Source organism: Amycolatopsis sp. NPDC026612 (assembly GCF_040638285.1).
Classification (GTDB): Bacteria; Actinomycetota; Actinomycetes; order Mycobacteriales; family Pseudonocardiaceae; genus Amycolatopsis.
Genome location: NZ_JBEZYB010000003.1, coordinates 195,449 through 209,211 on the forward strand (window position 1 = coordinate 195,449; position 13,763 = coordinate 209,211).

The window sequence follows — 13,763 nt, forward strand, 5'->3', positions numbered from 1 at the left end:
TCTCCCCGGCCGGCTCCCCGAAGAGGAAGGGCCCGGATCTCCCCCGAGATCCGGGCCCTTCGCCGTCTCCGGGGTCACGCCGCGGGCGGGAAGTCCGGGTGGTCCAGCTCGATCGGCGGCTGCCCCGCCTCCCGCTGGGCGAGCTGGGCGGTGTGCATCCCCGAAACCAGCGCCCGCAGCGAGCCGGTGCCCGGCTGGGTCCAGTGGCCGGCGAGCAGCAGGCCCGGCAGCGGCGAGACGTGCGGTGACCGCTTCCCACCCGTCTGGCCCGGGGTGTTCTCCCAGCCGTACGCCGCGCCGGCCCGGTTGCGGGAATGGCGTTCCAGCGCACGGGGGGTGGCGGTTTCCAGGAACGTGAGCGAGTCCCGCAGGCCGGGGAAGACGTCCTCGAAGGACTTCAGCACGGTATCGGTGTACCCCTCGGTCTCCGCGGCCCACGGCCGTCCGATGTCGTACGGCGCCAGGGAATGCACCACCAGCAGGTGCTCGCCCTCGGGGGCCAGGGACGGCGAGGCCAGCGTCGGCACCGTGGCGTACATCCCGCCGGGGCGGCCCGCCAGGATGTCGGCGTAGGTGCGCTCGTGGTCGACGTGCAGCGGGCGGAACACCTCGTGCGCCGCGCCCGCCGCGCGCAGGTCCATGGTGGTCGCGGCGAAGACGATCACCGCCGAGAGCGACGGGGTCATCCGGCGCAGGCGTTTCACGAACCCCGCGGGCAGGTGCTCCTCGCCGACCAGCTCGGTGAACGTCGCCGTGGCGTCGGCGTTGGACACCACGGTGCCCGCTTCGACCACGAGACCGTCGTCGAGCTCGATGCCGGTGGCGCGGCCGCGCTCGACCCGGATCCGCCGCGCGGTCCGGCCCAGCACCAGCTCGCCGCCCGCTTTCTCCAAGCCCGCGACGAGCGCGTCGGCGAGGGACTGGAAGCCGCCGTCGGGGTAGAAACACCCCTCCAGGTAGACGTTGAGCACGGTCGAGAAGGTGACGAAGTCCAATCTGGACGGCGGTGAACCCAGGTAGGGCCAGGACACGCTCACCGCGGCCCGCACGAGCGGGTCGTCGAAGTACTCGGCCAGCACTTCGCCGGTCGTCGCCTTGAGGTAGCGGAACAGCAGGGGGAACCGGGCCACGGCGTCCTCCAGGCCGCGCAACCCCAGCCGGGGCGGCAGCTCGTGGGCCTGCTTGTGCAGTGTCTTGCAGAGCGCGAAGAACTCCCGCAGCCGGCTCGCGTGCCGGGGAAACCGGGCGCAGTGGACCTCGGTGAACTCCTCGAGCCCGAACGGGGTCTCCAGCTCGAACCCGGGGAAGACCGCGCGGTAGTTGGACTCCAGTGGCACGAACCGGCACCGGTCGGCCACGCCGAGCCAGTCCAGCAGCGCGACCGGCAGTCCGCCCGGGTGCCCCTGCGGGAACACCGACATCGCCGGGTCGAACGTGTAGGGCCCGCGGGTGAAGGCGTGCGCGTACCCGCCCGGCCCGCTGCCCTGCTCCACCACGAGCACCGTGCGCCCCGCCTTGGCGAGGCACGCGGCGGTGCTGAGACCCCCGATGCCGCCGCCGACGACCACGACGTCGTAGGCGGACAGCCGCGGGGTGGCCACGGTCGTCATGCCCGGTCCCGGACCTTCTCGGCCACCGGCTGCGGCGGCGACTCCACGGCGGGCTCGTTCTGCCCGCCCAGGCGGCGGCGGGCGGTTTCGCGGTGCCCGGTGGCCGGCACGTGGTCGAGCACCTTGCCCATCCCGAACCGCGGCATGTTGGCGTAGATCGCCTCCGCCCGGCCCGGCCCGACGAGGTAGGTCTCGTGCCAGACGCCCACCGTGCCGGACGTGCGCACGATCTGGTTGTAGTGCCGCCACGCGGGCACGTGCGCGCCCTCGGTGCCGCGCGCGAACCGTTCCAGGTCCTCCACCGACCGCCAGTACTGGAGCTGCCCGGCACCCCGCCAGTACAGGATCTTTTCGGCGCCGAGGAACCCGAGCGCGGGGTCGGCCTGCAGCTCGCGGTACATCTTGTCGAACGCCTTCACCCCGGCGAGCCACTTGGGGGACAGGAGCTTGTTGAAGCGCATGCCGACGATGAAGACGACGAAGGGTTCGTCGGTGCCGGCCGTGAACCGGCCGGGAAAAACCTTGGCACCCAAGGGGCACACCTCCACGAGTTGGGCTGAGGTGTCCAGGTGTACCGAGCGGATGCCTTGTCCGGCAAGGAAATGCGCGCATCCGGCGGTTCGGGGCGGCAACCGTTGACAGGGAAGAGCCCGGCACCGCGTGCGGTGCCGGGCTCTTCGCCTCCGGGCCGGGGGATCAGGCGGGCTGGGCCTCCGGCTTGACGCCGGACGGCTTCGGCGCGGTGCCGGGCGGCGGTCCCATGGGGACGAAGTCCTTCGCCCGGATGAGCACCGCCGAGAGCACGCAGCCCGCGATCGCGAGCAGGGCACCGATCAGCAGCACCTGGTCGAGGGCGCCGGTGAACCCGGTGCGGATCGCCGTGGCGACTTCCGGCGGGACCGCGCCGGGCCGGGCACCGGCGCTGACCCCGGCGGAGATGCGCTCGGCGTCACCGGCGAACGGGGTGCTCCGCAACGCCGTCAGCGTCCCGCTGCGCAGCGAAGCGGCGAAGAGCGAGCCGTAGAGCGCGATCCCGGTCGCCAGCCCGACCTGCCGGAGGGTGTTGTTGAGCCCGCCGGACATCCCGGCGCGGGCCGGCCCGACCACCCGGACGACGGTCGAGACGAGCGGGACGTTCACGAACCCGGCGCCGATGCCGCAGCAGATCATGCCCGGGATCAGGTGCGTCCACGTCGAGTCCGCGGTCAGGCCCCGCATGAGCAGCAGCCCGATTCCCACGAGACCGAACCCGCCGGCGATCATCGCCCGCACCGGCAGCACGGTCGTGAGCCGCCCGGCCAGCGTCGAGGACAGGAACACCCCGAGCGTGATCGGTGTCGTGCGCAGGCCGCCTTCGAACGCGTTGTAGCCCAGCTGGTTCTGCAGGTACAGCACGATGTAGAGGATCAGCGCGAACATCGAGCCCGCCACGGCGAACGAGGCGAACATCGCGCCGTTGAAAGCAGGTTTGCGGAAGTCCGCGGTGGTGAGCATCGGGCGGTCCTGGCGGAACTGGCTGACCACGAACGCCGTGAGCAGCACGGCCGCGAGGCCGAGGCTCACCACGACGTTCGGCTTGCCCCAGCCGTCACCGCTGCTGATCAGGCCGTAGATCAGGGCCGCGAGGGCGCCGCCGAAGGTGACGAAGCCGAACCAGTCCAGCCGCGAGGCCGCCGGGTTGCGGGACTCGCCGACCTTGGCGACGGTGATCAACGCGACCACAAGACCGATCGGCACGTTGAGGAGGAACACCCAGCGCCACGAAGTGCTGATCGTGATCAGGCCGCCGGTCATCGGGCCGATCGCGATGGCGATGCCCGTCACCGCACCGTAGATGCCGAAGGCGGTGCCCCGGTCCTTCCCGCGGAACGCGTCGCCGAGCAACGCGAGCGCGGTGGCGAACATGATCGCTCCGCCGACGCCCTGCACCGCACGCGAACCGATGAGGAACCCCGGCCCGGTGGCCAGGCCGCACAGCAGCGAGCCACCGGTGAAGACGCCGACGCCGACGGTGTAGAGCAGCCGGCGGCCGAACCGGTCGGCGAGCGAGCCGCCGATGAGCAGCGCGGCGGCGAGGACGAGGGCGTAGGCGTCCACGATCCACTGGAGGCTGCCCAGAGACGCGGAGAAGTCGCGCTGGATGCTGGGCAGGGCGGTGTTCACGATGGTGGTATCGAGCAGGAGCATGAAGACGCCCACCACGACGGCGATGAGCGTCCACCATTTGGTTGCCATGGGCGGACGGTACGACCGCGCCGCGCCGGTTCACCAGTGCGTGGGGCCGAACGATTCCGGCCGTCGGCCGCCCGGCCCGCGGACAACTGCGGAAATGCCCGGATCGGCAAAAGAACCGTCCGCGGGCCGGGCGGTGAATTATCGCGCGCGCGGGGCGGGCAATAGCGGCCGATAGTCCGGACATAGCAGACGAACAGCTTGTTTCGGTCAGCCGCGGGCGGTGTGCAGCACCTGCAGATCGGTGCAGCCGTGCACACCCCATGGGCCGTTCTCGACTCCGATGCCGCTCTGCTTCACGCCGCCGAAGGGCAGGTGCGGGGCCAGCACCAGGTGGGTGTTCACCCAGGCTGTCCCGCACTCCAGCCGGGCGGCGACGGCCGTCGCGCGCTCGGGGTCGGCACCCCACACCGAGCCGGACAGGCCGAAGTGGGTGGCGTTGGCCCGCGCCACCGCGTCGTCGAGGTCACGATAGGCGACCACGGGCAGGACGGGACCGAACTGCTCTTCGTCGACGATCCGGCTGCCGTCGGTGACGTCGGCGAGCACGGTGGGCTCGTGGAAGTACCCGGGCCGGTCGAGGGCGCGCCCGCCCGCCGCCGCCTTGGCACCGCCGTCGAGGGCCGCCGAGACCAGCTCGCGCACCCGCTCGAACTGCGGGAGGTTGCCGACCGGGCCGAGGTCGACGCCTTCCTCGGTGCCCGGGCCGACCACGGCTTCCCCGGCCCGCTGCGCCAGCGCCTCGACGACCTCCGCGTACCGCGACTCGGGGACGTAGACCCGCTTGATCGCCGAGCAGACCTGGCCGTTGTTGGCGAAGGCGGCTTCGAAGACCTTGTCCGCCACGGCCGCCGCGTCGACGTCGTCGAGCAGGATCGCCGGGTCGTTGCCGCCGAGCTCCAGCGTCACGCGCTTGAGCCGGGGTGCGGCCGCGGCGGCGACCGCCCGCCCGGTGGCGACCGAGCCGGTGAAGCTGATCTTGCGGGGCACCTCGTGCGCGGTGATGGCGGCCCCGAGCGGGTCCGGGCCGCTCACGACGTTGAGCACGCCCGGCGGCAGGACGTCACGCAGCAGGTCGCCCATGCGCAGGGTGGCCAGCGGGGTGTGCGGCGACGGCTTGAGCACGACGGTGTTGCCCGCGAGCAGCGCCGGCCCCAGCTTCCAGGAGGCGAGCGCGAGGGGGAAGTTCCACGGCGTGATGGCCGCGACGACCCCGAGCGGGCGCCGCACGACCTCGGTGAACGCCTTTTCGTCGTCTTGCAGGATCTCCCGCGGCAGGGCGAGGTCGGCGAAGTACTGCAGCCACATCGCCGTGCCGAACACCTCGACGGTCGCGCTGCCCAGGGGTTTGCCCTGCTCGGCGGTGAGGATGACGGCGAGCTCGCGGGCGTGCTCCCGCAGCCGCGCGGCCGCGGCCGAAAGCGCCGCGCGCCGGGCGTCGGGGTCGGCCCGCCAGGCCGGGAACGCGGCGGCCGCGGCGGCCATCGCGTCGTCGAGCTGGGCGGGGGAGCAGGCCGGAGCCTGCGCGTGCGGCGCGCCGGTGGCCGGGTTGACGACCTCGAAGGTCTCCGGTGCGGCCACCTGCTCGCCGCCGATGGTCATCGTGAAGTCGGACATCCGTTCCTCCCAGGGGTTTCCATCCGGGGGCGGAGTCTGCCGCCGCGGTGGTGGCCGGGGGAAGTGATCACCGGTGTTCGACCGGCCGCCGGGCGGAGAACGCCGAAAGGTGGCGAAGGTCGGCAAGTAACGAACACGCTGCCACCTGCGGGAAATCGATTAATCGGCGAAATATCCAGCAATCTCGACAAATTGGACATATTTTCTTCGCGTGTTAAATGTTTGACACGGTGGCGTGAGAATGCGTTGTCCACCGGTCAACGGAAGGTCGGCAAATGCCGATTTGCGCTGTCCGGGCGGATTTCCTGCTACTGTCGGCAGTGATTCTTGGTGCTATGGGGGCTGGGGGACTGGTGGAGATTCGGGTACTGGGGCCACTTCAACTGGATCAAGCCGGGGCGTCGGTGCTGCCGGGCGGGCGCCGGCTGCGCGTGGTGCTTTCGACGCTCGCGCTCAACGCGAACCGGGTCACCGCCACCGATGTCCTCGTCGACGCGCTGTGGGGCACGAACCCGCCGAGCACCGCGCGGACCCAGACGCAGATCTGCATCTCCACCCTGCGGAAACTGCTCAGCGACCTGGATTGCCGGGCCCGGGTCGTGACCCGGTCGCCGGGGTACCTGCTGCAGATCGACGACGACGACCTCGACTACAACCGGTTCGAGAAGCTGGTCGGCTTCGCCCTGGCGCACGAAGCCGCGGGGCGGCTGAGCGAGGCCGTCGGGGACCTGAGGTCGGCGCTCGCGCTGTGGCGCGGGCCCGCACTCGCCGACGTGCCGAGCGAACGGGTGAGCCGCGCGGCGCTGCGCATGGAGGAGTCCCGTGTCACCGCGGAAGTCCACCGGCTCCGCATCGAGCTGGCACTGGGCCGCCACGCGGAGATCATCGGCGATATCCACGCTCTGCTCGAAGAAAACCCGGCGCGTGAAGAACTTTACGAGTACCTGATGCTGGCGCTCTACCGTTCGGGGCGGCAGTTCGAAGCGTTGGAGGTCTTCCGCCGGGCGCGCAGCGTCCTGCTCGATTCGGGCGGGGTCGAACCCGGCGACCGCCTGCGCCGGCTCCAGCTCGCGATCCTGAACCGGGACAAGGAACTGCTCGCCCCGCCCGAGCCGGTGGTCGCCGCCCAGCGCCGGGCCGAGCCCGCCGCCGGCGACTACGCCGGCGGGCTGCTGCCGGCCCGCTCACCGGGATTCACCGGCCGGGAAAAAGCGCTGACGCAGGTCACCGGCCTGCTCGCCGGCCCGGCCCGGCCCGGGTCCGCCAGGATCGTCGGGATCTGGGGGCCCGCGGGAGTGGGCAAGTCCAGCCTGGCGATCGAGGCCGCGCACCTGCTCACCGCGGAGTTCCCGCACGGCTGCCTCTACGCCGATCTGCGCGACGACGGTCACCCGGACCAGGCGGTTTCCCGGACCCTGGACCGGTTCCTGCGCGCGCTGGGCGTGCCGGCGTCGGCGGTGCCCGACAGCCTGCCGGACCGGATCGGCTCTTACCGGAGCACGCTTGCCGGGAAGCGCGTGCTCGTCGTGGTCGACAACGCACTCGCCCCGGACCGGATCCGGCCCCTGCTGCCGGTCGACGGCGGCAGCGCGGCGCTGGTGACGATCCCGGACCGGCCGGCCGTGCTGCCGGGGGTCCGGCAGCTCGAACTGACCGAGCTGGGGATCGCCCAGTCCGTGGCGCTGCTGGCCCGGCGGATCGGCGCCGAGCGCGTGGCCGGCGAACAGCGGGCGGCGGAGCAGCTGGCGGAAGCCGTCGGCGGAGTGCCGTCGCAGCTGATCGTGGCCGCCGCCCGGGTGGCCGCGAAGCCGCACGCGCGGATCGCCGACGCCGTGCGGCGGCTGGGCGAGCGGCCCGAGGAAGGCGCGAACCTCGCCCTCACCTACGAGGGGCTGTCCGACGCGGCGCGCCGGTTGTTCCGCCTGCTCGGGGTCATCGAGGCGGGCGAATTCCCGCGCTGGGTGGCCGAACCGCTGCTCGACGAGCAGCCCGACCGCGCCGACGACGTCTTCGAGGACTTGGTGGTGGCCGGCCTGCTCGACGCCGCCGGCTCGCCGGACCGCCGCGTCGTGCGCTACCGGCTGCACGGCCCGGTGCGGGCGTACGCCCGAGAGCTCGCCCGGACGGCGGAGCCCGCCGAGAGCCGGGAAGCCGCGGAACGGCGCTGGCTCGGTGCCTGTCTCGCCCGGGCCGAAGTGGCGCACCGGCAGGAGTTCGGCGGCGACTACGCGATCCTGCACGGCGCGGCACCGCGCTGGACACCGCCGCCGGGCACGGGCACGGCCTCCGAGCTGGGCATCACCTGGCTGGACGAGGAACGCGCGTTGCTGGTCGGCGCGGTCCGGCAGGCCGCCGCGGCCGGGTACGACGAGCTCTGCTGGGACCTCGCCTTGACACTGGTGACGTTGTTCGAGGCGCGCGGCTACTTCGACGACTGGCGCGACACCACGTCCGTCGCCCTCGACGCGGTCCGGCGCGCGGCCAACCGCCGGGGCGAGGCCGCGATGGCGTATTCCCTCGGGGCGTTGAACATCGCGCGCAAGCGCCTCGCCGACGCGAGCGCCCAGCTGACCACGGCCCTGGAGCTGTTCGACCGGGAGCGGGACGTGCACGGCAAGGGTCTGGTGCTGCGCAACCTCGCGTTCATCGACTGGGTCCGCGGCGACCTTTCGGCGATGCGGGCGCGGTACGAGCAGGCGCTGCTGAACATGCGGTCGGTCGGCGACCGGATGGGCGAGGCGCTGGTCCTGTGCAACATCGCCAAGTTCTCCGGCACCGAAGGCAACGAGAACTACGCCCGCGAGCTGTTCCAGGAGGCGCTGGCGATCAGCACGGACGTCTCCTGCCGCCGCGGCGAGGCGGCCGCGCTGTCCGGTCTTGCCGACCTCTACCTGCGCACCGACCGGCTCGAGGACGCCGGCGACATGCTCAACCGCGCGCTGCTCATCGTGCAGGAGGACCGCGACCGGGTGGGCGAGGCCGTCGCGCTGTATTCGCTGGGGCTGACCCGGAAACGGCAGGGTCGTCCGGAGCACGCCGAGATCGTGCTGATGCAGGCGCTGACCGCGGCCCGCCAGGTCGGCGAGCGGCAGATCGAGGCGCAGGCGCTTTACCAGCTCGGTGAACTGCTCCTCGAACGCGGCAACGTCAAGGGCGCGCTCGACTACTGCGCGGAAGCCAATCGCGTGCTCGGCGGCCTCGGCCAGGACATCTGGCGCCCGCGTTCCGGGGCGCTCGCGGTGCCACAGAGCCTGCTCACTTAGAAGCCGGTTCGGAACGAGCCGAGATCTGCACGCAAATGGCAGCGGAAATCGGTTTGGAATTTTCCGGGTGCGGATCACCCATTCATGGTGGGGATCGCCGTTGCCCCCCGCGGCCGATATTCGGTGGCGCCATCGAGGCGGAAGGGGTTGGGTCGGACCCCATGGTGCGCTTGCACGGTACGTGCGATGAGCGGTTCGGAGAGGTGCGCGACGCGTTGGCGGAGTCCTTGGCCAAGGACGACGTCGGCGCCTCGGTCGCGGTGATCGTCCGCGGGCGGCCCGTCGTCGATCTGTGGGGCGGGTACGCCGACGCCGAGCGGACCGTGGCGTGGGAGCGGGACACGATCACCAACGTCTGGTCCACGACCAAGACGATGATCGCGTTGTGCGCGTTGATCCTCGCCGATCGTGGTGAGCTCGACCTGGACGCGCCCCTCGCCCGGTACTGGCCGGAGTTCGGCGCCGCGGACGTCCGGGTGCGGCACGTGCTGTCGCACACCGCCGGCCTGCCCGTCTGGGACACGCCGATCACCGTCGACGACCTGCGCGACTCGCCGAAGGTCACCGCCCTGCTGGCCGCGCAGGCGCCGCGGTGGACACCGGGGGAAGTCGGCTGCTATCACGCGGTCACGCAAGGGTTCCTGCTCGGCGAGGTGGTCCGCCGGATCACCGGGAAGACCATCGGTGCGTTCTTCGCCGCGGAAGTCGCCGGCCCGCTGGGGGCGGATTTCCACATCGGGCTGCCCGACGGCCACGACCACCGCGTGGCCCCCTCGCTCGCCCCGCCCGGCGGGATGACCGTGCCGCCGCCGACCGAACTGTTCGACGTCGCCCCCAATCCGGACCTGCGGCCCGAGGACACGAACACCGTGGCTTGGCGACGCGCCGAGATCCCTTCGGGTGCCGGCTTCGGCAATGCCCGGTCGGTTGCTGCCGTCCAGTCGGTGCTCACCTCCGGCGGTGGGGGATTGCTGTCGCGGGCCGGGTGTGAGCGGGTCTTGGAAGAGCAGTACCACGGGCTCGACTACGGCCTCGGCGTCAAGATGCGGTACGGCATGGGCTACGGCATCAGCGGCCGCAACTGTTTCTGGGGCGGCATGGGCGGATCACTGGTGTTCAACGACTTCGACGCCGGCCTGACCGTCGCCTACGCGATGAATCAGATGCTGGACGCCATCGTCGGCGACGGCCGGGGCATGACCATGGTGGCCGCGGCCTACGGCGGCCTGGGTTAGCCGATCCGGTACAGGCGGCCGCCCTGGACGGCGAGCACGGTCAGCGGCCCGTTCGTGGGTCCCGCCGTCGCCTGCCAGCCCGTGGCGCCCGGCGGGGCCGCCGCGGCCTGGCCCGCTGTGAGCGGCAGGCTCGCGCTGCCGCCGCCGGTCACGGTGCCGGCAGCGTCGGTGACGACGATGCAGTCCGGCTGGACGGCCGTCCAGCCGGTGAGGACGGCGCCGGGGTCGGTGGCCGGTGTGTCGAGCGCTCCGCGCGCCGGCTGGGCGGTGCTCAGGTCGAGGTGGCTGCCGAGCTCCGGACCGTGGCAGCCGAGGGTGAAAGCGCTGGTGAACGGGTAGGCCTGCAGTGCGCGGGCCGCGGGGGCGGCGGCGCGCTGGATGTGCAGGGCGTCCAGTGCCGCGGGGGCGTCGACGCGCAGCGCGACCGCCGCGAGCTCGAGCGGCGCGTAGCTGCGGCGGACCTCGTCGGCCTTGCCGCCGCCGATCGCGTGCGTGACCAGCGCCAGGGTGACGACCGCCGCGACGAGGTAGCGGTGTGGCCACTGTGGACGGTGCAGGGCCGCCAGCACCGTCAGCGCACTCGTCGCCAGCGCCGCGACCAGGACGTACCGGCTGATGAGCCCGACGTTGCCGCCGGGCACGTTCGTCGTCGTGCGACCCAGCGCCAGCATCGACGCCAGCGCGAAGGAGTAGAGCGCCAGACCGGCCCACCCCGCGTCCGCCACGGCAGGCCGGGTGGTCACCGTCCGGCGCAGCAGCAGGCCGAGCAGGGCGATCGTGAGCCCACCGGCGATCACCGCGACGACGGCGACGCCGGCCGACCACAGCCCGCCGACGGAGGCGGCGAAGACGGACAGGCGCCCGTCGGGGTCGAAGGCCGCGGTCGCGCCCGACTGCGTCCCGGCGGGCTTGGTGAGCCACCACGCGCCGAGGAGGACCACGCCGGCCGCGGCCGGGAACGCGACCCGGAGCCGGGATTCCCCGCGCAGCCAGGCGACGAAGGCGATCACGAACCAGATCGGCAGCGCGGCACCGAAGCTGAGGCACCCCACCACGGCGGCCGCGGCCGCACCGGCCTGCCGGCCGCGGTGGGCGCACGCGACGGCGATCGTGCACGAGGTCACCGCCGGGACCCAGCTGATGCCGTTGGTGCCCTGCACCCAGAGTTCGGTGGCGTGGGAGGTGAACAGCAGCCACGCCACGGCCGCGGTCAACGCGCCGCGGGTGCCGGGGGAGAGGTGCCGCGGCAGCATCGTGCGCAGCGCGAACACCGCGACCGCGAGCAGGGCGATCGTCAGGACGGTCAGGACGCGGTTGTCGCCGCCGAACCAGGCCGCGTCGGCGTAGAAGAGCAGTGACGGCACGACGAACGGCTGGTCGAGGTGGTAGGTGAAGACCTGGCCGAGCAGCAGGTCGCCGTGGTCGTCGGTGATCTTGGCGAAGACGTGCCAGTAGTCGAGCAGCACGTGCATCCGCGGCGCGCGCACGGCCGCCAGCAGCGCCAAGCCGGCGGGCAGCGCGGCGAAGAGCCACCACGCGACCGTCGGCAGCCGCCCCGCCACCCGCTCGCCGGCGGGGACGGCGACGCGCGGGATCGGCGCGGTGACGTCCGGCTCGGTGGCGTCGGTGAGAGCTGGCTGGGGCATGGGTCTCCTGCCGGAAACGAGGCGTGGGTCCGGCGACGGCGGGACCGCCGGGCATCGTATCCGGTGGCCGGTTCCCGGCCGGAAGGCAATGACCGGCGCTTCACCCGGCGCAGCTCCGGTTCCCGCGCCGCGCAACGGCGAGCCACGCGCTGATCAGTGCGGCCGGCCCGGCGCCCACAGGCCGTCCGCGTCGCCCGCTTCGAGACGGCCTCGGTACACCCCGATCCTGTGGTCGATCAGCCGGAGGTTCTCCTGCAGCTCCGCCGGCCTCGCCGGCACTTCGGCGCGGTGCTCCGCCGGCAGCGCCAGCCGTTCCGGTTCGTTGCCGCGGCCGGCGGCGACCAGGTCCGCGTAGCGGCGGATCGTCCTGATCGGCATGCCGTGTGCGCGCTGACCCCGGTGCGGCGGGCCGCGTCCGCGATGGTCAGCCCCTCCGCGGGGATCGAATTGACTTCGAGCACACTCTAAATCCTAGCGTCGAAGGCATGAACGTTCCGACCGCAAGCCGCCCGGGCCTCGTGCTCGCGATCTGCTGCGCCAGCATCGTCGTCGTGGTGATGGACATCTCCATCGTCACCGTCGCCCTGCCCGCGATCCGCCACGACCTGGGCGCTTCCGCCGCCGGCCTGCAGTGGACGGTCGACGCCTACACGCTGGTGCTCGCCGCGTTCCTGGTGCTCGCCGGGTCGGCCGCCGACCGGTTCGGCCGCAAACGCGTCTTCCGCTGCGGGCTCGCCGTCTTCGGCCTCGGGTCGCTGCTGTGCAGCGTGGCCCCGGGCATCGGCTGGCTGATCGCCGCCCGCGCCGTGCAGGCCGTCGGCGGCACCATGCTCAACCCGGTCGCGATGGCCATCGTCGCCACCACCTTCCCCGTCCCGGCCGAGCGTGCCCGCGCCATCGGCGTCTTCGGCTCGATGTCCGGCCTGGCGCTCGCGCTCGGGCCGATCCTCGGCGGCGCGCTCGTCGACGGCTTCGGCTGGCGCGCCGTCTTCTGGGTCAACGTCCCGATCATCGTCGCCGCACTCGTCGCCACCACGGTGTTCGTGCCCGAGTCGCGCGCGCCGCGGGCCCGCCGCTTCGACCCGGTGGGGCAGGCGCTCGTGCTGCTGGTGCTCGGCAGCGTCGTCTACGCCCTCATCGAGTCGCACCGGCTGGGCTGGACCTCACCGTGGATCCTCGGCCTGCTCGTCCTGGCGGGGCTCGGCGTGCTCGGCATCCGCCGCTACGAACCGCGCCGCGCCGACCCGCTGCTCGAACTGCGCCTGTTCCGCAGCGTGTCCTTCAGCGCGGCGATCGTCATGGCGCTGTTCGCGCTGTGCGGGTTCGGCGTGTTCCTGTTCGTCACCACCCAGTACCTGCAGGACGTCCGGGGCATGACGGCGCTGTCGGCGGGACTGTGCCTGCTGCCGGTCGGCGTGCTCGTCCTGATCCTGTCCCCGCGGACCGGACGGCTGGTCGGCACGCGGGGGCCGCGGTGGCCGCTGGTCGTCGCCGGTGCCGCGCTCGCCGCGGGCGGCGTCGTCTCGGCGGGTCTCGGGCCGGCCACGCCGCTGCCCGCCGTGCTCGCGACCTTCGTGCTGTTCGGCGTGTTCCTCGGCACGGTGAACCCGCCGATCACCAACACCGCCGTCTCCGGGATGCCGGGGTCGATGGCCGGGGTGGCCGCGTCGCTGGCCTCGGCCGGCCGGCAGACCGGCACGACCCTGGGCGTCGCGCTCGCCGGGACGCTCGCGGGCACGGGCACGACCACTGCGGCCGGAGTGTGGTGGCTGGTCGCCGCGCTCGGTGCCGGTCTCCTCGCCTTGGCGCTGCTCAGCACCGGACGGCGGGCGGCCGCGACGGCCCGGCGGGCGGCCGCGCTGTTCGACGAGCTCAGCCTCCCGCGACCGACGGGATGATCTGCACCTCGGCGTCCGCACGCAGCACGGTCGCGGTGCCGTCCCGGTGGCGGCACTCCTCGCCGTCGACGTAGAAGTTGACGTACCGGCGCAGACCCGCCTGTTCGTCGCGCAGCCGCCGTTCCAGCGCCGGGTACCGCTCGGCGAGCGCGTCGAGCACGGCGCCCAGGGTGGCCGGTTCGGCGACCTCGACGGCCAGCCGGGATTCGCCGCCGGCCTTCTCCCGCAGCGTGCCGGGCAGCAGCACGGTGATCCGCACGGG

Annotated in this window: 10 protein-coding genes; 3 read left to right on the forward strand and 7 right to left on the reverse strand. The window is 72.7% G+C overall.

Annotation, left to right across the window (positions count from 1 at the left end; translation table 11 throughout):
- Positions 1–74: 74 nt before the first annotated feature.
- From AB0F15_RS04875 to AB0F15_RS04890, 4 genes are all read right to left on the reverse strand, one after another.
- Positions 75–1,610: an NAD(P)/FAD-dependent oxidoreductase gene (locus AB0F15_RS04875; protein WP_360265245.1), complete on the reverse strand. Its 1,536-nt coding sequence runs from the start codon at positions 1,608–1,610 to the stop codon at positions 75–77.
- Positions 1,607–2,143 carry a DUF4188 domain-containing protein gene (locus AB0F15_RS04880; RefSeq protein ID WP_360265247.1) on the reverse strand — a complete coding sequence of 179 codons (537 nt, stop codon included), beginning with the start codon at positions 2,141–2,143 and terminating at the stop codon, positions 1,607–1,609. The genes AB0F15_RS04875 and AB0F15_RS04880 overlap by 4 nt, the downstream gene beginning before the upstream one ends.
- Positions 2,144–2,306: 163 nt before the next feature.
- A complete protein-coding gene (locus AB0F15_RS04885) occupies positions 2,307–3,845 on the reverse strand; it encodes an MFS transporter (protein ID WP_360265250.1) in 1,539 nt (512 codons plus the stop codon).
- Between the two features lie 207 nt (positions 3,846–4,052).
- Entirely contained in the window at positions 4,053–5,459 is a 1,407-nt protein-coding gene (locus AB0F15_RS04890) for an aldehyde dehydrogenase family protein (RefSeq protein WP_360265253.1), read from the reverse strand.
- A 335-nt stretch (positions 5,460–5,794) separates the two neighbouring features.
- Between AB0F15_RS04890 and AB0F15_RS04895 the strand changes: the two genes are divergently transcribed.
- Together AB0F15_RS04895 and AB0F15_RS04900 are read left to right on the forward strand one after the other, a co-directional pair.
- Positions 5,795–8,722, forward strand: a complete 2,928-nt coding sequence (locus AB0F15_RS04895) for a BTAD domain-containing putative transcriptional regulator (protein WP_360265256.1) — start codon at positions 5,795–5,797, stop codon at positions 8,720–8,722.
- A 203-nt stretch (positions 8,723–8,925) separates the two neighbouring features.
- Complete coding sequence (locus AB0F15_RS04900) at positions 8,926–9,957, forward strand: serine hydrolase domain-containing protein (RefSeq protein ID WP_360265259.1); 1,032 nt, start codon at positions 8,926–8,928, stop codon at positions 9,955–9,957.
- Here the strand turns inward: AB0F15_RS04900 and AB0F15_RS04905 are convergent.
- A complete protein-coding gene (locus AB0F15_RS04905) occupies positions 9,954–11,603 on the reverse strand; it encodes a DUF2079 domain-containing protein (protein WP_360265262.1) in 1,650 nt (549 codons plus the stop codon). The two genes, AB0F15_RS04900 and AB0F15_RS04905, sit on opposite strands and share 4 nt — an antisense overlap.
- 153 nt (positions 11,604–11,756) lie before the next feature.
- A complete protein-coding gene (locus tag AB0F15_RS04910) occupies positions 11,757–11,981 on the reverse strand; it encodes a hypothetical protein (RefSeq protein ID WP_360265264.1) in 225 nt (74 codons plus the stop codon).
- A gap of 107 nt (positions 11,982–12,088) precedes the next feature.
- Between AB0F15_RS04910 and AB0F15_RS04915 the strand changes: the two genes are divergently transcribed.
- The gene (locus AB0F15_RS04915; protein ID WP_360265267.1) at positions 12,089–13,501 is read left to right on the forward strand and encodes an MFS transporter; all 1,413 of its coding nucleotides are present in this window, start codon (positions 12,089–12,091) and stop codon (positions 13,499–13,501) included.
- Here AB0F15_RS04915 and AB0F15_RS04920 read toward each other — a convergent pair.
- A complete protein-coding gene (locus tag AB0F15_RS04920) occupies positions 13,476–13,760 on the reverse strand; it encodes a ubiquitin-like small modifier protein 1 (protein WP_360265270.1) in 285 nt (94 codons plus the stop codon). The two genes, AB0F15_RS04915 and AB0F15_RS04920, sit on opposite strands and share 26 nt — an antisense overlap.
- Positions 13,761–13,763: the final 3 nt, after the last annotated feature.